19 protein-coding genes and 1 pseudogene are annotated in these 16019 nt (G+C 63.3%); 2 read left to right on the top strand and 18 right to left on the bottom strand.

Features of this window, described 5'->3' with window-relative positions:
- Positions 1-18: 18 nt before the first annotated feature.
- The 10 genes from HMPREF2914_RS07830 to HMPREF2914_RS07785 all read right to left on the bottom strand — a co-directional run bounded on the left by HMPREF2914_RS07830 (position 19) and on the right by HMPREF2914_RS07785 (position 8716).
- The gene (locus HMPREF2914_RS07830) at positions 19-318 is read right to left on the bottom strand and encodes a hypothetical protein (RefSeq protein WP_003091621.1); all 300 of its coding nucleotides are present in this window, start codon (positions 316-318) and stop codon (positions 19-21) included.
- A gap of 168 nt (positions 319-486) precedes the next feature.
- On the bottom strand, positions 487-1809 hold the full coding sequence (gene oprP, locus HMPREF2914_RS07825; protein ID WP_003122437.1) for an outer membrane porin OprP: 1323 nt from the start codon (positions 1807-1809) through the stop codon (positions 487-489).
- A gap of 458 nt (positions 1810-2267) precedes the next feature.
- Entirely contained in the window at positions 2268-3584 is a 1317-nt protein-coding gene (gene oprO, locus HMPREF2914_RS07820; protein ID WP_003104423.1) for an outer membrane porin OprO, read from the bottom strand.
- A 246-nt stretch (positions 3585-3830) separates the two neighbouring features.
- The gene (locus HMPREF2914_RS07815) at positions 3831-4421 is read right to left on the bottom strand and encodes an HvfX family Cu-binding RiPP maturation protein (protein ID WP_003117603.1); all 591 of its coding nucleotides are present in this window, start codon (positions 4419-4421) and stop codon (positions 3831-3833) included.
- Between the two features lie 2 nt (positions 4422-4423).
- Positions 4424-5158, bottom strand: a complete 735-nt coding sequence (locus HMPREF2914_RS07810) for an HvfC family RiPP maturation protein (protein WP_003138335.1) — start codon at positions 5156-5158, stop codon at positions 4424-4426.
- Positions 5155-6009: an HvfB family MNIO-type RiPP peptide maturase gene (locus tag HMPREF2914_RS07805; protein ID WP_003091624.1), complete on the bottom strand. Its 855-nt coding sequence runs from the start codon at positions 6007-6009 to the stop codon at positions 5155-5157. Before HMPREF2914_RS07805 ends, HMPREF2914_RS07810 begins: the two co-directional genes overlap by 4 nt.
- An 18-nt stretch (positions 6010-6027) precedes the next feature.
- Positions 6028-6342: an HvfA family oxazolone/thioamide-modified RiPP metallophore gene (locus tag HMPREF2914_RS07800; RefSeq protein WP_003091625.1), complete on the bottom strand. Its 315-nt coding sequence runs from the start codon at positions 6340-6342 to the stop codon at positions 6028-6030.
- Positions 6343-6747: 405 nt separating this feature from the next.
- On the bottom strand, positions 6748-6987 hold the full coding sequence (locus HMPREF2914_RS07795) for an anti-sigma factor family protein (RefSeq protein ID WP_003091627.1): 240 nt from the start codon (positions 6985-6987) through the stop codon (positions 6748-6750).
- Positions 6981-7592 (bottom strand): RNA polymerase sigma factor, encoded by a 612-nt coding sequence (locus HMPREF2914_RS07790; protein ID WP_003091628.1) that lies wholly within the window; start codon positions 7590-7592, stop codon positions 6981-6983. Before HMPREF2914_RS07790 ends, HMPREF2914_RS07795 begins: the two co-directional genes overlap by 7 nt.
- A gap of 2 nt (positions 7593-7594) precedes the next feature.
- Positions 7595-8716, bottom strand: coding sequence for a beta-ketoacyl-ACP synthase III (locus tag HMPREF2914_RS07785; protein ID WP_003104436.1), 1122 nt, complete (start codon positions 8714-8716; stop codon positions 7595-7597).
- A gap of 490 nt (positions 8717-9206) precedes the next feature.
- On the opposite strand from HMPREF2914_RS07785, the gene HMPREF2914_RS07780 reads away from it, so the two are divergent.
- A complete protein-coding gene (locus HMPREF2914_RS07780) occupies positions 9207-9722 on the top strand; it encodes an ankyrin repeat domain-containing protein (protein ID WP_003091630.1) in 516 nt (171 codons plus the stop codon).
- 3 nt (positions 9723-9725) lie between these two features.
- On the opposite strand, the gene HMPREF2914_RS07775 is transcribed toward HMPREF2914_RS07780, so the two are convergent.
- A complete protein-coding gene (locus tag HMPREF2914_RS07775) occupies positions 9726-10229 on the bottom strand; it encodes a cysteine hydrolase family protein (protein ID WP_019484736.1) in 504 nt (167 codons plus the stop codon).
- Between the two features lie 79 nt (positions 10230-10308).
- On the opposite strand from HMPREF2914_RS07775, the gene HMPREF2914_RS07770 reads away from it, so the two are divergent.
- Entirely contained in the window at positions 10309-10722 is a 414-nt protein-coding gene (locus tag HMPREF2914_RS07770; RefSeq protein WP_019484737.1) for a hypothetical protein, read from the top strand.
- Positions 10723-10761: 39 nt separating this feature from the next.
- Here the strand turns inward: HMPREF2914_RS07770 and HMPREF2914_RS31340 are convergent, their stop codons facing one another.
- From HMPREF2914_RS31340 to HMPREF2914_RS31320, 7 genes and pseudogenes are all read right to left on the bottom strand, one after another.
- Positions 10762-12897, bottom strand: a complete 2136-nt coding sequence (locus tag HMPREF2914_RS31340) for a T6SS phospholipase effector Tle1-like catalytic domain-containing protein (RefSeq protein ID WP_023091521.1) — start codon at positions 12895-12897, stop codon at positions 10762-10764.
- Between the two features lie 530 nt (positions 12898-13427).
- A complete protein-coding gene (locus HMPREF2914_RS31335; RefSeq protein ID WP_071534297.1) occupies positions 13428-13979 on the bottom strand; it encodes a Tli1a family immunity protein in 552 nt (183 codons plus the stop codon).
- Positions 13967-14170, bottom strand: coding sequence for a DUF3304 domain-containing protein (locus HMPREF2914_RS33135; protein ID WP_071534090.1), 204 nt, complete (start codon positions 14168-14170; stop codon positions 13967-13969). The genes HMPREF2914_RS31335 and HMPREF2914_RS33135 overlap by 13 nt, the downstream gene beginning before the upstream one ends.
- Complete coding sequence (locus HMPREF2914_RS32735) at positions 14167-14517, bottom strand: DUF3304 domain-containing protein (RefSeq protein ID WP_172902498.1); 351 nt, start codon at positions 14515-14517, stop codon at positions 14167-14169. The genes HMPREF2914_RS33135 and HMPREF2914_RS32735 overlap by 4 nt, the downstream gene beginning before the upstream one ends.
- Positions 14502-15023 (bottom strand): Tli1a family immunity protein, encoded by a 522-nt coding sequence (locus tag HMPREF2914_RS32730; RefSeq protein WP_031627850.1) that lies wholly within the window; start codon positions 15021-15023, stop codon positions 14502-14504. The genes HMPREF2914_RS32735 and HMPREF2914_RS32730 overlap by 16 nt, the downstream gene beginning before the upstream one ends.
- A complete protein-coding gene (locus HMPREF2914_RS07745) occupies positions 15020-15835 on the bottom strand; it encodes a toxin Tle1 chaperone Tla1 (RefSeq protein WP_003130151.1) in 816 nt (271 codons plus the stop codon). The genes HMPREF2914_RS32730 and HMPREF2914_RS07745 overlap by 4 nt, the downstream gene beginning before the upstream one ends.
- Before the next feature lie 9 nt (positions 15836-15844).
- Positions 15845-16019: pseudogene (locus HMPREF2914_RS31320) on the bottom strand (Rhs element Vgr protein); the annotation flags it as partial.

The raw sequence follows: 16019 nt of genomic DNA, 5'->3' as shown, positions 1-16019 counted from the left end.
CCGGGCCGCGCGAGGGGCTCAGGCGAGCAGCAGGACGCAGAGCTTGCCCAGGACCAGGGCGATGCCGCAGGAAACCAGCAGGTAGGAGGCGCCATCGAGACGCCGGCGGTACAACTGGGCGAAGGAACCCACGTGATGCTGCAGGACGAACATTCCCAGTGCCACCAGGATCGCCGGGATCAGGAAGACGAATTGCCAGAAGTGTTCGACCGCCAGCGTCGCTTCGCCGTCGTCCGCGAGCAGCAGGGCGCCCCCCAGCAACTGGCCCAGCAATAGCAGCCCCCCGACGCCAATACAGGCACGTCCCCAGCCGATCATCAGTCCCCCCCAGAGCGTTTCCGAGGGACCAGCATAGCCAGATGCCGCCATGCGATCTGTGCCCTGGGTCAAGCTGGGCGGCCCGCCCGGACATCCACCAGGCAATTTCATGACGCGGGTAACATCCTGCGGAAACGAGCCCCGCCCGCCGGACGGGGCCCGACCGCCTCAGAACACGTACTGCAGGCGCATCACCAGGCCATCGCCGCTATCGTCGCCGTTGGCATTGCTGATCTTGTCGGTCTTCGCCTTGACGTAGTTGGCGGAGACCTTCACCGCCTCGTTGGCGTACCAGTTGACGCCCAGGGTATGGGTCTTGCCCTTGGCGTCGCCGACCTCGCGGGTGGCGCTGTCGACGACGATGTTGTCATCCTCGACCTTGATCGAGTCGTAGCGGTAGAACAGCTCCCAGGCGCCGATTTCCTTGTTCTCCGGCTTGATGGTGTCGAACTTGGCGCCGTCCAGCTTGTAGAGGCGCGGCTCGCCGGTGAGGGTGTAGGCCAGTTGCGCGTAATAGCCGGAGGCCTTGAGATCCTCGCGGTCGCGCTCGGCCTTGACCGTGCGCCGCAGGTACTCGGCCTGGGCCGAGAAGGCACCCAGCGCCCAGGCGCCTTCCAGGCCCCAGACCGAGTCGTCCTTCCACAGCCCCTCGACTGCCGAACTGCCGCCGAACAGGCCACGGTTGCCATTGCTGCCGGCATCGTTGCCGCCATTGGTGGAGACGCCGCGCATGCCCATGCGCGGGCGGATCCGGGTATCCACCGCGCTGTCCTCCAGGTCGCGATAGGCGTATTGCAGGCCCAGGTGCACCACGTTGCCCGGCTCGTGCAGCGGCGCGAACACGCCGCGCAGGTTGTAGCGCTTGACGCTGTCGCCGTCGGTATCGTTGTTGTTCTCGCTGAACACGCTGCCCGAGAGGAAAGCCATGCCGCCCACCACCGAGCTGGCCTGGATACCGGTACCGACGTTGTCGTTGACCCAGTCGGCGATGTCGTAGGTGAGGTTGCGCTCCAGCGCGGTGACCCATTTGGAGCTGGTGGCCTTTTCCAGGCCGAAGTCGGTGTAGAAGCGGCCGAACTTCAGGTTGACCGGATTGAAGCCGGTATAGGTGACCGAGGCTTCGTCGAAGTAGCCGGCGCTGTCGTTGCCGACGTTGCGCGACAGGTCGTAGTTGATCTGGTACTTCCAGTCACGGTAGACGGTGCCGCCGAATTCCAGGTAGGCGCGGCGGAAGTAGGCGGCATCGGCGGTATTGCCGTTGTTCGTGTAGTAGCCGTCGAAGCGGCCGTAGTCGGCCTGCAGGCGGCCGCCGAGCTTGAAGCTGAATTCCTTGTCGGTGGTGGCGACTTCGAGGCCGCCCTTGGTCTTGATCACGATGTCGGCACCGTCGGTGGTCACGGTCCCGGCCAGGCTCTGCGCGGAAATCGCCAGGCCCAGCAAACTCCAGGCAACACTGCTCCCCACCCCTTTGCACGAGTGTCTGCGAATCATCAGGTAAGTCCCCTGTTCGGATTTCGAATGGTCTTGAGCAGCGCGGAAACGGCCGGTTCTGTCGCCGGCCGGCGCTGCTGGAGGGGGATCATCTGGATGGGTTGTGACAGCGAGACTGCAAAGCGCGAAAGCTTTTGTGACAGGCAGCCGGATAGCGCCTGGATGAGGCCGTCGGATAAGGGCGCAGGCCTAGAGGCATCAGGTCCGGGCGACAGATGTAACAGCTTGTTTCATATATTGCGGCAACCTTGCGAAGATTGCATGACTGCAATGAAACTCAAGAGTTTCTGCCGATAACCGTCTGGCTTTCGGATATTCCTGCCAGTACCTGCGGGTGGACCTGTAACGAAAGAAAGACCCGGTTGCAGGCTGCCAACATCGCCACAACCGGGTAAGGAAGCGATTAAAAAGACCTCGCCGGAGCGAGGCCGAAAACAGGAGCAGATCGTTGTCGCTTCTTAGAACACGTACTGCAAACGGGTCACGAAGCCGTCGCCGTCATCGTCGCCATTGTTGTTGGTGATCTTGTCGGTCTTCGCCTTGACGTAGGCCGCGCTGATCTTCACCGCATCGTTGACGTACCAGTTCACACCCAGGTTGTGGGCCTTGGCCTTGGTGTCGCCGACTTCGCGAGTGGCGGTATCGGCGACGACGTTGTCGTCTTCCACCTTGATGTTGTCGTAGCGGTAGAACACTTCCCAGGCGCCGATTTCCTTGTTTTCCGGCTTGACGGAGTCGAACTTGGCGCCCTCCAGCTTGTACTGGCGGGACTCGCCGGTCAGGGTGTAGGCCAGTTGTGCGTAATAACCCTTGGCTTTGATGTCCTTGTAGGCGTTGTCATCGGCCTTCAGCTTGCGTGCCAGGTATTCGGCCTGGGCCGAGAACGGGCCCATTGCCCAGGCGCCTTCCAGGCCCCAGACGCTGTCGTCCTTGTAGGAACCGGCCGGCGAGTTGGAGACACCGCCGAAGGTCGCGCGGTTGCCGTTGTCACCGGCGTCGTTGCCGCCGCTGGTGGCGATGCCGCGCATGCCCAGGCGCGGACGGATGCGCGAGTCGAAGGCAGTGTCGTCGAGGTCGCGGTAGGCATAGTTCACGCCGACATGCAGAACATTGCCGGCTTCGTGCATCGGCGCGAACACGCCGCGGAAGTTGAACTGCTTGACGCTGTCGCCGTCGCTGTCGTCGGCGTCCTTGGCGGATACGCCGGCGGACAGGTAGGCCATGTCGGCGAGGGTCGAGTTGACCTGGGCGCCCATGCCGTCCTGGTGGGTGTTGATCCAGTCGGCCAGTTCGTAGGCGGCGTTACGCTCGGGAGCGGTCACCCACTTGGAGCTGGTGGCCTTTTCCAGGCCGAAGTCGGGGTCGAAGCGACCGAACTTCAGGTTGACCGGATTGAAGCCGGTGTAGGTGACCGAAGCTTCGTCGAAATAGCCGTTGTCGGAGCTGCCGGTGTTGTGCGACAGGTCGAAGTTGATCTGGTATTTCCAGTCCTTGTACGCGGTGCCGCCGAGTTCGATGAAGGCGCGGCGGAAGTAGGCGGCGTCGGCGGTGTTGCCATTCTTGGTATAGAAACCGTCGAAACGGCTGTAGTCGGCCTGCAGGCGACCGCCCAGCTTGAAGCTGAATTCCTTGTCGGTGGTGGCGACTTCGAGGCCGCCCTTGGTCTTGATCACGATATCGGCGCCGTCGGTGGTCACGGTGCCGGCGAACGCCTGGGCAGATACGGCCAGAGCCAGAGCGCTGGCAACGAAGCCGAGCGAGTGCTTACGGATCATCGAAGATTTCCCCTTAATGGTGTGTGCATTGGCAACACGCGAGTGCCTGGCTACAGCGCGCCCCTTGTTCCGCGCTGGCCGTAAGGCGGCCCCTTTGTGTTGGGGGGAATCTTGGCGATGGCAGATTGCAGCCAAATTGCATGGAGATAAATGTTTCATTACAGAGGAACTTTTTATCTCCAATGCGAATAACGCGAAAAGCCCTCTACTACGGGCCTTTCGGGTTATTCGATATGGGTAGAAAGCTCAGCGCAATTTTCGCGCAATCCAGAAGTCAGCAGAAAGCCACTTGCCGGCGCCGCCGAAGAACAGCGCGAGCAACATCACCAGGTAGGTCGCGGCGAACTCGATGCCGTTGTTGACGATGGCGAAGCTTCCGCTCGACGTCAGCCAGTCGTAGTTGCCGTATTCGCGCAGGATTTCCCGGGCCCGCGCCAGCTTCTCGCCGGCCTCCAGCACCTGGGCGTTGGCGAACGGCGCGGACGGATCGGCGATCGCCTGCCAGCCGTTCGGCCAGTGCACGGCGAAGATCGCTACCAGCATGGTCACCATCAGCGGCAGGCTGATCCAGCGCACGGCCAGGCCGCACAACAGCAGCACGGCGCCACCGGCCTCGCTCAGCGCGGCGAGCCAGGCCAGCAGTTCGGGAAACGGCAGACCGAGTCCCCAGTCGGGATTGCCGAACCACTCGATGGTGGCCGGCATGTCCGCCAGCTTCTGGCTGCCGGCCATCCAGAACACCGGCGCCAGGTACAGGCGCAGCGCCAGCGGGGCGAGGAAATCCGCTCGACGGGTGACGTCGAGGGCATGCTGTAAACGCAAGAAGACAGTCTTCATCATCACTCCAGAGCGCCCTCGCCCATGAGGATGCCCTGGGCGTGCCAGTCCTCCAGCAAGGCGAAGGCATTTTCGAAATACTCCGCGTCGGCGCTCAGGCCGCAGCTTCCGGCCAACTCGCGCAACAACGGCAGCAGCGTCACCGACGCCTCCCCCTCCTCGCTCAGGCGCTGCGCGAGGCGATAGGCGAATGGCGACAGGTGCAGGAAGCGCACCCGCTCCGCCGGATCGCGCCAGACCAGCAGGCAGGTCGGCTCGGCCGGCGGCTCCACCGGCCGATGGCTCGGCCCCAGGCGATGGACCGGCCAGCGATAGGCCAGCGGCCAGGCCAGTGGCGACCACGACCAGGCCTGCGGCAGCGTCTCGACAGGCGCCTCGGCCAGCGACAGGGCCAGCTCGACCCACTCGTAGTGAGCCAGCTCCAGCAGGAAGGGCGGATCGCCCTCCTCCGCGCGGTAGCCGTCCTGCAGCCAGCCGATGAACTCCTCGCCCAATTGGCTGAAGTACGGTGTGCGGCAGCGATGCTCGCGCATGAAGGCACGCACCAGGCGATGCCAGCGCGGCTCGTCGAACAACCGGCGCAGGACCGGGAAACCGCTGCTGATGAAACCGTCCAGGTTGTTGAAGAACAGTTCCTCGTAGATCGCCATGCGCTCCGTCGCGATGCCGGGCGGCAAGGCCTGCTGCGGATCGCGGATACGTGCGGCGAAACGCCGTTGCAAGGTCGTGTGGTTCATGTGCCGTACCCCAGGCTGCGCAGTTGCGCTTCACCGCTGCGCCGCTGCAGCTCGCGGATGCGATCGGTTTCGGCATACAGCTCGCTCAGTGGCGGGAGGTTGAAATCGCGCTCCAGCAGCGTCGGGCGTTCGCCATGGCAGGCATAGGCATGTGCCAGCAGTTCCCAGACCGGATCGCAGACCGGCGCGCCATGGGTATCGATCTTCAGGCTGGCGCCCTGTTCGTCGTGCCCGGCCATGTGCAGGTAGGCGATCCTCCGGCTGGGCATCGCGGCGATGTAGGCGTGGGCGTCGAAACCGAAGTTGCAGGCGTTGACGTAGACGTTGTTGACGTCCAGCAGCAATTGGCAATCGGCTTCCTCCAGTACCGCGCGGACGAAATCGACCTCTTCCAGCTCGCCCGGCAAGCGCGCATACGCCGAGACGTTCTCGACGATCAACGGCCGCTCGAGGACGTCCTGTACCACCCTGACCCGTTCGGCGACCCGGCGCACCGACTCGTCGCTGAACGGCAGCGGCATCAGGTCGTAGAGCTGGCCGTCGTCGGCGCAGGCCGACAGGTGCTCGCTGTAGGCACGGATGCCATGCTGCTCGATGAAACCCTTGATCGCGCGCAGCAACGACATGTCCAGCGGGGCGTAGCCGCCGAGGTTGAGAGACAGACCATGGCAGAGGAACGGCAGGCGCTCGGTCAGCTCGCGGAACTGGCGGCCGAGACGGCCGCCGATGCCGATCCAGTTCTCCGGGGCGACCTCGAGGAAGTCGACCCGGACCTCATCGCCGGCGCCGAGCGGCTCCAGCAGCGCGCGACGCAGGCCTAGCCCGGCGCCGCTGACGAATTCCCGTTGCATGGTCCGTCTCCTCAGGCCTTACGACTTCTTCTTGTCGGCGCCGCAGTTGCCTTCGCCGGCCTTCTTCTCGCCACCGCAGGAACCTTCCTTGGCCTTGCGATCCGCACCGCAGCTGCCTTCATGGCCGGCCTTGGAGGCTTCGCGCTTGCCCTTGTCGGCACCGCACTTGGCCTCGCCGCAGGAACCTTCCTTGGCCTTCTCGGCGGCAGCCACGCTGTAGCCGCTGCTCAGCTCCTGCACGGCGAAGGGATTCTGCGCGGCATGCGCGCCGACACTGGCTACGCCGAGCAGAGCAGCGCCGACGACGGAGGAAGCGAGGGAAATCTTTTTCATGGGTAACTCCTGAAGTTGGTAGCGGGCGCCGGTATGGCGTCCTCGCTCCAATGGACGGAGCCCCCCCGGCGGCGTTACAGCGGAGTCGAAAAAAATTTCCCGTCCCTTCGCCTGGCGTCAGGGTTTGCCCCTGCTGGAGAAATATCGGGCGGCGATATCCGCCAGGTCCCAGGCGTTCTCCTCGACTTCGGATGCCCGCCCAGCGAAACGGATTGCCGCCCCTCCGTAGGGCGCATATCGCGCAGCGATATCCGCCAAGCCCAGCCACACTCCTCGACCTCGTCACGCGGAAGAGAGAGCCGCCCACGCCAGGCCGGGTTCGGTTCGCCCACGCCGGATAGCGGAAACGAAAAAGCCGCCGCCCACGAATCGCGGGCGGCGGCTTGGTGTCGAGGGTACCCCGGCTCAGCGCCGCGCGGCGTCCTTGCGCAACTCGGAGAGATGCGCGGCCAGGCGGTCGAGTTCCGGCCCCTGCCCTTCCGGCAGATGGCGCACGGTCGCCTGGGTCAGGCGCATCTGGCGGATGAAGCGCCGGCAATGCCGGCACATGAGCAGGTGGCTGCGCACCGCCAGTTGTCCGCGGAAGTCCAGTTGCCCATCGAGAAAGTCGCTGGACCGGGCGACCAGTTCCTTGCAACTCAGCATTGGCCGGTCTCCTCGAAATGCTCCAGGGTGGCGAAGACCTTCAGGCGGGCGCGATGCAGCAGCACCCGGACATTGGAAAGCGTGATATCCAGGAGATCACGGATTTCCTCCAGCTCCAAGCCCTGGCGTTCGCGCAGGGTCAGCACGCTGCGCTGCAGTTCGGACAGACCGTTGAGGGTCTTGTCCAGGCAATCGCGCAGTTCGCCCTCGGTGAGCAGGGCTTCCGGCGAATCCTCGTGCCAGGCGTGCGGCGGCTGGCTCCAGTGACCGTCGGCGGCAAAGCGCTGGTCATCCACCGTACCATGGGGCCCCGGCAGGTCGTCGAGGAAAACTTCCCGGCGAACCTGGCGCAAGCGGCTCTTGGCGGTATTGGCGGTGATGGTCAGCAGCCAGGTCTTCAGGCTCGAACGCCCCTGGAACCCGTCCAGCCCGCGAACCGCCGCAAGCCAGGCGTCCTGCACCACTTCCTCGGTATGCGATCTGCCGATGATCGCCCAGGCCACGGCCCGCATGGCGCCCTGGTAGGCGCCAACCAGCTCGCGGAAGGCTCGCTGCTCGCCGGCCAGCAGGCGCGGCAGCAGCTCGGCGTCGGTAGGCGCCGCCACGATCAGTGTTTACGCAGGATCACGCTACCGATCGAGTAACCGGCGCCGAACGAGCTGAGCACCCCGATGGCGCCGCTGGGCAGGTCATCCTGGTGCTTGTGCAGGGCGATCACCGAGCCGGCGGAACTGGTATTCGCGTAGCTGTCGAGGATCACCGGCGCCTCGTGCGCCTCGGCGTCGCGGCCGAGCAGCTTGCGGGTGATCAGCAGGTTCATGTTCAGGTTGGCCTGGTGCAGCCAGAAGCGCTTGACCTCGGCGACCTGGATTTCATTGGCCGCCAGGTGCTCGCCGATCAGCTCGGCGACCATCGGGCAGACATCCTTGAACACCTTGCGGCCTTCCTGGACGAACAGCTTGTCGCGCTTGCCGATACCGCTCTCGTCGGCGCGGTTGAGGAAGCCGAAGTTGTTGCGGATGTTGTTGGAGAACTGGGTCAGCAGCCTGGTGCTGACGATGTCGAACTGGTGCTTCGACACGGCCAGGTCGGCGCGCTCCACGATCACCGCGGTGCAGGCGTCGCCGAAGATGAAGTGGCTGTCGCGGTCGCGGAAGTTCAGGTGGCCGGTGCAGATCTCCGGGTTGACCATCAGGATCGCCCGCGCCTGGCCGGTCTGGATCGCGGTGGTGGCGGCCTGGATACCGAAGGTGGCCGAGGAGCAGGCCACGTTCATGTCGTAGCCGTAGCCCTGGATGCCCAGCGCGGCCTGCACCTCCACCGCGATCGCCGGGTAGGCGCGCTGCAGGTTGGAGCAGGCGACGATCACCCCGTCGATGTCGGCGGCGCTGCGGCCGGCACGCTGCAGCGCCTCCCTGGCGGCGGCCACGGCCATCTCGCAGAGGATCGACCACTCGTCGTTGCTGCGCTCGGGAAGGTACGGAACCATGCGCTGCGGGTCGAGGATGCCTTCCTTGTTCATCACGAAGCGGCTCTTGATGCCGGACGCCTTCTCGATGAACGCCGAGCTGGACTCGGCCAGCGCCTCCAGTTCGCCCTTTGCGATGGCCTCGGCGTGCTGGTCGTTGTACTGGCGCACGAAGGTATTGAAGCTCTCCACCAGCTCGTCGTTGGAGATGCTGTAGGGCGGAGTATAAAGACCGGTTCCGCTGATGACGGCTTTATGCACAGTTGTTCCTCTTCTCTCGCTGGGCCGCCGTCGAACGGGGCCGATTAGGCATAGCGGTGCCCGCCTGGGGCCGGCACCGGAAACGGGTTCGCTCGCGGCGATGCCGGGCGCTCTACGAAAAGACGTTGGCGGCGCGCTTTCGTACAGGGCCCGGGCAAGGTCGGCCATTGCGCAGTGTGCCACCGCCTCGCTTCGGCAAGCGCGCGCACCGCTCAGTGGTATCGAAGGCGACAAGGATATTCCAGAGTGCGCGCCGGGCACAGCCGATAGGCGCACGATCGGTTTATTTTCCCCGTTTTCGCCACCGATATCCGTATCGAACTGTAAAGACGACGCAACCAGGCCGGCTTCCGGTCACAGCAGGCTGGCACCTTCCCACCCCAACCATCGATTGAATTTGCCAACCCGCCCCATAGGCAATGCTCAACAGCCCACCTCGGCAAGGCCGCCTATCATTCGGCAAACCCGGTATTCACAAGGAAGCAGCCCCATGACCGATAGCCCTCGCCCAGAACTGGATATGGAAACCCAGGAGTTCGTCCACCAACTGTTCGACCTGGCCCGCCAGGGCAACAGCCAGCGCCTCGAGCAACTGCTGCAACAGGGCCTGCCGCCGAACCTGCGTAACCACAAGGGCGATAGCCTGCTGATGCTGGCCAGCTACCATGGCCACGCCGACACGGTACGCCTGCTGCTGGCCTACAAGGCCGACCCGGACCTGCGCAACCTGGCCGGGCAGACACCGCTGGCCGGCGCTGCGTTCAAGGGCGACCTGGCGATGGTCGAACTGCTCCTCGCCGGCGGCGCCGACGTCGAGGGCGCCTCGGCCGACGGCAAGACCGCACTGATGATGGCGGCCATGTTCAACCAGGCCGAGGTCGCCGCCAGCCTGCTGGCCCACGGCGCCCGTCGTGACGCCCAGGACGCCGCCGGGCTGACGCCGCTGGCGGCGGCGCGGATGATGAATGCCGAGGCCACGGTCGCGCTGCTCAGTCGGCCCCACTGAGCCTCAATCCGCCAGCACCTCGGCCAGGCTGACGACCTGGCCGAAATGATGCTTCCACAGGCGCACACCCAGCTCCCCCGAGCGATCCAGCGAGGAGCCGAGCACCAGGTCGCCGACCAGGGTCGGTTGCAGGCCGGCGTCGAACAGGGCGAAGCCGGCGGCGAGCACGCAGGTGTCGGCCTGAATGCCGCAGACCAGCACCCGTTCCGCTCGCAGCGCACGCAGATGGTCGACGAGTTCCGCCGTCGGCAGGTAGCCATGCTTGATGAAGACCCGGTCGGCCGCCACCAGGCAGGCATCGTCGAGCGGGGGTCGCCAGCCGAGCTGGCGCTGGAACGGCGTACGGGATTCGTCATGGCGCTCGACGCTGGCCACCGAGGGCATCCGCACGAGCAGTTGGCCGATGCCTTCCAGCAGCCAGTCCGGCGGGGCGAAACAGGGTTGCACGTCGACGATCAGCAGGGCCTGGCGCATCGGTAGTCGGCTCCGGAAGAACAGGCCAGGCATTCTAGCCCACTCCGCCCCGTCGCTCCGCGCTCCAGCGAAACTGGGCTAGCCTGAGGGAACCTTTCGACGGAGAGCCTTCATGCGCCCGATGTACGCCGTAGCGATCCTTTTCCTCCTGGCCGGCTGTTCCTCGGTTCCCGCCGAGAAGACCCGGGCGATCCCCACCGAACGCCTGCTCGGCTACCAGCAACCGGTGAGCGGTGGCGGCCGGCTGGAAGTCCACCGCGACTATGGCTACCTGGGCGGCGGCTGCTACGTGGCGTTCCTTATCGATCGCCAGGTCGCCGCGCGCATCGGCGTCGGCGAGGAAGCCAGCTTCCAGGTGCCGGCGGGCGAGCATGTGGTCGGTATCGGCATCGATACCCAGGACGACACCCTCTGCGGCAAGGGCCTGCTGAACCGCGAGCTGAGAACCCGGATCGCCGCGGACGGCAACGCACGCTTCCGCATCGTCAGCGAGGCCAGCAGCGGGTTCGACATCCGCGCCGAATGATCCGGGGCGACAGGTCGGCCGCGTTCGCCCGGTCGAGGTTCAAAGCGATTCCATCAGGTCCTTGCCGCGCTGCAGCCAGCCCGGCGCCGAGCCGGGGCCCGGCGGTTGCGCCTGCTCCGTACCCATGTCCTGCAAGGCCTGCTTCGCCTCGGCGAGCCAGGCCGGGGTCGCCGCCGCGGGCGCCTGGGTGAGTTCGGCCTTGGCCACCAGCCCGGCCAGGCTGCCCAGGTCGCGCGCCTTGAGCGCCTCCACGGTCTGCTGAGCCAGCAGCACCTGCTGCAATGCGGGCGATTGCACCGCCGCGACCGCCAGCGGCGGCGGTGGCGGCAACTGGCCGATCTGCTCGACCTTGTCGCCAGGCTCGCGGGTGAAGGCCCGCAGGTTGTCCAGCGCCGCCCCGCCGACCATCGGCAAGGCGATCCCGGTCAGCGGGTCGAAGGCGCTGATCTCCGGCAGGCCGACCTTGCCGCTCAGCAGCGGACGCGCCAGCGATGGCAGGAACAGCCCGAGCAGCATCCGCGGATCGCGACGCTTGACGCTGAGGCCGACGCTGGCCAGCATCACCCCGACGCCTACCACCCGCCCGGCGGTGGCCAGTACCGAGAGCCGCTTGTTCGACTCGTTGTCGAAATGCACCAGGCGATAGCGGAAGTAGTCGGTGAAGGGTTCTCGCGGGCCTATCGCCGAAGTGTTCATGAACCAGGCGCGGGAGTCGTGCACCTGTTCGTCGAATAGCGCCACCAGTTTTTCCTGGCCCGGCGCCACCCGGTCGGGAGCGCTGAACAACTGGTGGTAGCGCGCGCTGCCGTCGCGGTGGATCTGGCTGTATTCCTCGGCTTCGTCTTCCTCGTTGATCAGGAATACGGTGCCGCCGAGCAGCAGGTCGATCACTCCCCCCACCGTCATGCCGTCGTCGAGCACGCCCCAGTCGCCCTTGTAGTCATGGGCGAATTCGGCGGCGGCGCCGAGCAGTTGGCGCTGGTCCAGCGGCGGGTCGAACTGCTTCTCCACACGCAGGTCGCGCAGTTGGTCCTCGCCGCCGATCAGCGCCACGTTGCGATCCCACTCCGCCTGTTCGGCGGCGCTCATCGGCGGGAGCGGCTCGCCCTGCTGGGCGGCCGCGTACTCCCGGCTACGCCGCTTGTGCAGGGCCTCCCAGGCCTTCTGCTGGGCTTCCGGCATGTCCGGCGGGACATTGGCGAAGAACGCCTTGCTGCGCAGCCCGCCGGCATAGCGGTCGATGCGCCAGGCGGTGATCAACGCGGTCTCGCGACGGATCACCTCTTCCAGGGGGCCGGCCTTGGCCTGGGCCTGCCAGGCGTTGAAACGGGTGGCGAGTTCTTCGGAGACGCTGAACTCCGCTTCGGTTTCAGGCGTCATCTCCCGCCAGACTTCATGAAAGTCCGGATGAACGGCTGATTTGGGAACCTGCAAAGGAGCACCGGCACCAAAAGCTTCCGCATACATATGCTGCAGCGCTATCTGGGATAGCAGGAATTCCGAACCTCCCACCGCCTTACCCTGGTTGCCAACGCCATAACCCCCTCCAACATCCGAGTGAACACCAGGGTATGCATATTCCACCGTACCCTGCCGATAGCAGGAAGGCCCCGTACGACGTCCGTTGGCATCCAGGTCGCGACGGCGAATCGAATCCAGCGGAAAACTGGCACGCTGCTCATGGCATGAGATCAAATGCACGCAACGTTTCAGAAAAGAGCAGTCCTCTGGCAGGATGGTCGACAGGCACTGAGCCTGGGCCTCATCGGGCAAACGCATGGTGTCGTCGGCCCAATCCATATGCCCGGCGGCGAACGGCGCGCTATCCGCCAGGCCCACGGCGGCCACGGTGTCGAAAAGGCCGAGGAACTCGATGGAGATCGGTAGGCCGGCGAAGCGGTATTCCACCCGACCGTCGGCACCGCTGGCCCGGGTCAGTTCCTGCAGCCAGTTGGCGAATGTCCGTGCCTCCGCCGCCCCACGGGAGAATCCATAGACATACAAGCGCATGGCCAGGATATGCGGTTTCTGCCCTGAGTCCTGACGCTGGCGAAGCTTTTCTTCCAGTTCCTTGAGTTTTGGCTCCAAGGCAGCTCGGCGTTTTTTCTCGCCGTTCTCCAATAACCCACCGGTTAGAACCTTGGCAACTCCATTAGTTGCCATGTTCTCAATCATTGTTTGAGACTCATCTAGCAGAAGAGGACTTTCTGGGGTAAGCGTTCCTTGCAAAACATCAACCAAGCGGGTTATTCCCCAGTTTACTCTGTTCTCCCCACCAGCCGCCGCAATCAAACCGAGACTCGACGGAGTATATTCCCGAATATCTGGAAATACCGTACCAACCCCAGGGCAGTAATATCGAAAGAAACCCAACCCTTCCTGCACGGAACCTTCTCCGACAGAAGCATGAAATAGCTTTGCCACATTACTTCTAGAAGGCGGCAATGATGCACCATCAGCCCGATCATTATTATTAGTGCCATCATAGCCTATGCTCACATGCAGAGTCTTACAACAAGGTATTCCACTGCTTTCTCCGCCACCCTCCCTATCCCGCTTGATTTTTTCCTCATTATACTTCCGCTCTTCTTCTACCTGCCGACTTATATTCTTAGAGAGAACACTTGGCTCAAGCGGAAGAAGCCTTTCCTTCGGAAATTCAGGAGCAACACTGACAGTCACACGAATATCTTCTCGCAAGACATTTATTTCTTCGGACATTCTGCCACTCTCTCCATAACCATCGGATAGTTATAAGGATATCCAGGGTACCCCGGAGAAGTGGCCGCAGCAGTTATACGAACCTGATTGCAAGGCAAAAAGTGAACTCTTATCGGCCCAGGCCTTTCATACCTAGGTATTTCAACAACCGCCTTGTGATGCGTGTAATTTTTAGCATGTCGTCGATAGTCCTGCATATCCAGACTCCCGTACCGATCTCGCTTTAGTTCAGCCTTAGGATTAGGATCAATTTCCCACTCTACAATCGCCTCCAAACCCGGCACCCAGTACTTTGGAATCACGCCACAACATACTTGCCCACCTCCGCCCTGATGAGGGCCCAGGTTTGGCCCCCCGGCACCATTCACCGTAAATTCGTTAATCGCCGCCGAAGTATGGTTGTAACCCATGACAGGTGCAGACAGCACTTCAGGCCCAGCTTGGCATGCCACCAGCCCAAAGAAGGTGCCGAGAAAAACCACCAGCCCAATGGACTTTTTATTTCCCACACAGATCAAGTTCATCAACTTCTGCATGACATACCCCTCATATCAAAGTAACCTTTATTCGGATATTCAGGATGAAACGACGTATAACAGGCAGCTGAAGTAGCAACCTTATCACATGGAAGAAAGTGTATTTTTAGCGAACAAATCTCCTTACTATCACAAGAAGGTATATCGACAGTTTCCTTATGACGAACATACAAGAGCCCATGCTCTCTCATACGTTTTCTCCAGCCATCTGAAAATATCTTTCCGGCCAGTCTTTATAATCCCCTGACTCAGGATCTACCTCCAACTCTACGGTTGCCTTCAAGCCCGGCTTCCAAACTCTAGGAACGACACCACAACATACCTGCCCTGCTCCCCCCTGAAATGGACCAAGGTTTAATCCGCCAGCACCATTTACACTGAATCTGTTAATAGCCGCCGAAGTATGGTTGTATCCTCCGATAGGAGTAGACACCATATCAGGGCCTGCCTGGCACGCTTGTAAAAACAAAAAACCTATCAGTAAAGCAATCAGCCAAACAGGTGTCCTTAACCCCTTTGCATTCAAGAGCTTTTGCATGAAGACTCTCTCTTCTGAAAATACTTTCTATCTGGATACTCTGGATGCCCCTGGCTGTAATAGGTTGTTGAGACCGCGACCTGGTCGCACGGGAGGAAATGCACCTGCAACAGGCATATTTTTTCACTATATCTAGGTATATCCACGATCATCTTGTGTCGGGTGTAGCTTGAGGCATGTCTCAAGTAATCATCTTTATCCAGCCGTCCATATTTATCTCGCCTTATAGCGGCGTGCGGTTTGGGATCTTTCTCCCATTCCACGACAGCTTTCAAATTTGGATTCCACTTCTTTGGAATCACTCCGCAACAAACCTGGCTACCATCCCCCTGATAAGGGTCTAAACGCGGTCCACCCGCCCCATTCACCGAAAACCAATTGATCGCCGCGGACGTATGGTTGTAACCCATCACCGGCGCCGCCAGCATGTCCGGCCCGCTCTGGCAGCCCGCGGCCAGCAGGGGCCCCGGAAGCAGGGCGGGAAGGCCGATGCCGCGCCCGTTCATGCGCGACTCGTTCCCGCCGGGGAAAAGCCGGGGCCGGGGGTCTGTTCGCGCAGCCACTGGGCGACGAAGGCATCGCGCTGGTCGAAGTCCTGCAAGCCCTGGCGGTCGGCGGCCAGGTGCGCCTGGACCAGATGCTGGAGCAGGCTTTCCTGGCCGCCCAGGCCATGCTCGCGGGGCAGCACGAAGTATTCGCGGCGGTAGGCTTCGGCCTCGCTCCAGGCGCGCAAGGCGGCGACTTGATGCGCTTCCAGGCGGAGGGCCGCTTGCAGCGGCGGCGTCTCGTGGGCCTGGTAATGACCGGCCAGCGCCCTCGGCCGGCCGTCGCGGTCCAGCCAGTGCCAGTTGGAAACCGGGGCATGCAGGTAACGGCTCTGCCGGGGGTCGAGCATGTCGCTGACGGCCATGAACAGGCCCGGATCGTAGAAACGCAGCACGCCGCTGGAACGGCCCTGGTTCCACTCGGCCTGGGTGCAGCTGCGCAGGTGCTCGCCCAGGCGCGGCAACGGCCAGGGGCTGAACAGGAGCATCAGGTGGCGGCGGCAGTCGATGCGTTCGAGCAGTTCGTCCAGCCAGCCCGCGTGGCCGTCTTCCAGGCGCAGCAGCAGTGGGCCCTCGTCGGCCAGGGCGGCCTCCGGGGTTTGCTCCAGCAATTTGAACAGCGCCGGAGGATCGCTTTGCCGCGCATGCTCGGTAAGCAAGGGATAGTCGTCCAGCCCGGTAGCGTCGACCAGCACATCGATGTGGGTCTGCAAGCCGCGATCGCGGGAGCGCTGCCACAGCTCGCGGGCCCAATGGCGGGGGTTCGGCGTCATCGCGGTTCCTCAGCGCTCGGCGAGCGCCTGGCCTCTTTTCTTCGCCTGTAGCAGGCACTCTTCGCAAACCGGTTGCCGCGGCGGCAGGTTGGCCGCGACCGCCTCGGGTGGCGCGCCGGGGCTGTCCTGGTCGGCCATGCCCGGCACCCGCGGCATCTTGATCGCGATCCCCGAGCCGCTTCCC

Origin of the sequence: Pseudomonas sp. HMSC067G02 (assembly GCF_001813485.1) — a bacterium.
GTDB classification, from domain to species: domain Bacteria; phylum Pseudomonadota; class Gammaproteobacteria; order Pseudomonadales; family Pseudomonadaceae; genus Pseudomonas; species Pseudomonas aeruginosa.
This window is presented reverse-complemented; position numbering and strand designations above follow the sequence as displayed.

What these genes read in the sequence shown, in the direction of transcription:
- HMPREF2914_RS07830 (WP_003091621.1), bottom strand. Translation starts at nt 318, where the DNA reads ATGATCGGCTGGGGACGTGCCTGTATTGGCGTCGGGGGGCTGCTATTG.
- oprP (WP_003122437.1), bottom strand. Translation starts at nt 1,809, where the DNA reads ATGATTCGCAGACACTCGTGCAAAGGGGTGGGGAGCAGTGTTGCCTGG.
- oprO (WP_003104423.1), bottom strand. Translation starts at nt 3,584, where the DNA reads ATGATCCGTAAGCACTCGCTCGGCTTCGTTGCCAGCGCTCTGGCTCTG.
- HMPREF2914_RS07815 (WP_003117603.1), bottom strand. Translation starts at nt 4,421, where the DNA reads ATGAAGACTGTCTTCTTGCGTTTACAGCATGCCCTCGACGTCACCCGT.
- HMPREF2914_RS07810 (WP_003138335.1), bottom strand. Translation starts at nt 5,158, where the DNA reads ATGAACCACACGACCTTGCAACGGCGTTTCGCCGCACGTATCCGCGAT.
- HMPREF2914_RS07805 (WP_003091624.1), bottom strand. Translation starts at nt 6,009, where the DNA reads ATGCAACGGGAATTCGTCAGCGGCGCCGGGCTAGGCCTGCGTCGCGCG.
- HMPREF2914_RS07800 (WP_003091625.1), bottom strand. Translation starts at nt 6,342, where the DNA reads ATGAAAAAGATTTCCCTCGCTTCCTCCGTCGTCGGCGCTGCTCTGCTC.
- HMPREF2914_RS07795 (WP_003091627.1), bottom strand. Translation starts at nt 6,987, where the DNA reads ATGCTGAGTTGCAAGGAACTGGTCGCCCGGTCCAGCGACTTTCTCGAT.
- HMPREF2914_RS07780 (WP_003091630.1), top strand. Translation starts at nt 9,207, where the DNA reads ATGACCGATAGCCCTCGCCCAGAACTGGATATGGAAACCCAGGAGTTC.
- HMPREF2914_RS07775 (WP_019484736.1), bottom strand. Translation starts at nt 10,229, where the DNA reads ATGCCTGGCCTGTTCTTCCGGAGCCGACTACCGATGCGCCAGGCCCTG.
- HMPREF2914_RS07770 (WP_019484737.1), top strand. Translation starts at nt 10,309, where the DNA reads ATGCGCCCGATGTACGCCGTAGCGATCCTTTTCCTCCTGGCCGGCTGT.
- HMPREF2914_RS31340 (WP_023091521.1), bottom strand. Translation starts at nt 12,897, where the DNA reads ATGATTGAGAACATGGCAACTAATGGAGTTGCCAAGGTTCTAACCGGT.
- HMPREF2914_RS31335 (WP_071534297.1), bottom strand. Translation starts at nt 13,979, where the DNA reads ATGCAGAAGTTGATGAACTTGATCTGTGTGGGAAATAAAAAGTCCATT.
- HMPREF2914_RS33135 (WP_071534090.1), bottom strand. Translation starts at nt 14,170, where the DNA reads ATGAGAGAGCATGGGCTCTTGTATGTTCGTCATAAGGAAACTGTCGAT.
- HMPREF2914_RS32735 (WP_172902498.1), bottom strand. Translation starts at nt 14,517, where the DNA reads ATGCAAAAGCTCTTGAATGCAAAGGGGTTAAGGACACCTGTTTGGCTG.
- HMPREF2914_RS32730 (WP_031627850.1), bottom strand. Translation starts at nt 15,023, where the DNA reads ATGAACGGGCGCGGCATCGGCCTTCCCGCCCTGCTTCCGGGGCCCCTG.
- HMPREF2914_RS07745 (WP_003130151.1), bottom strand. Translation starts at nt 15,835, where the DNA reads ATGACGCCGAACCCCCGCCATTGGGCCCGCGAGCTGTGGCAGCGCTCC.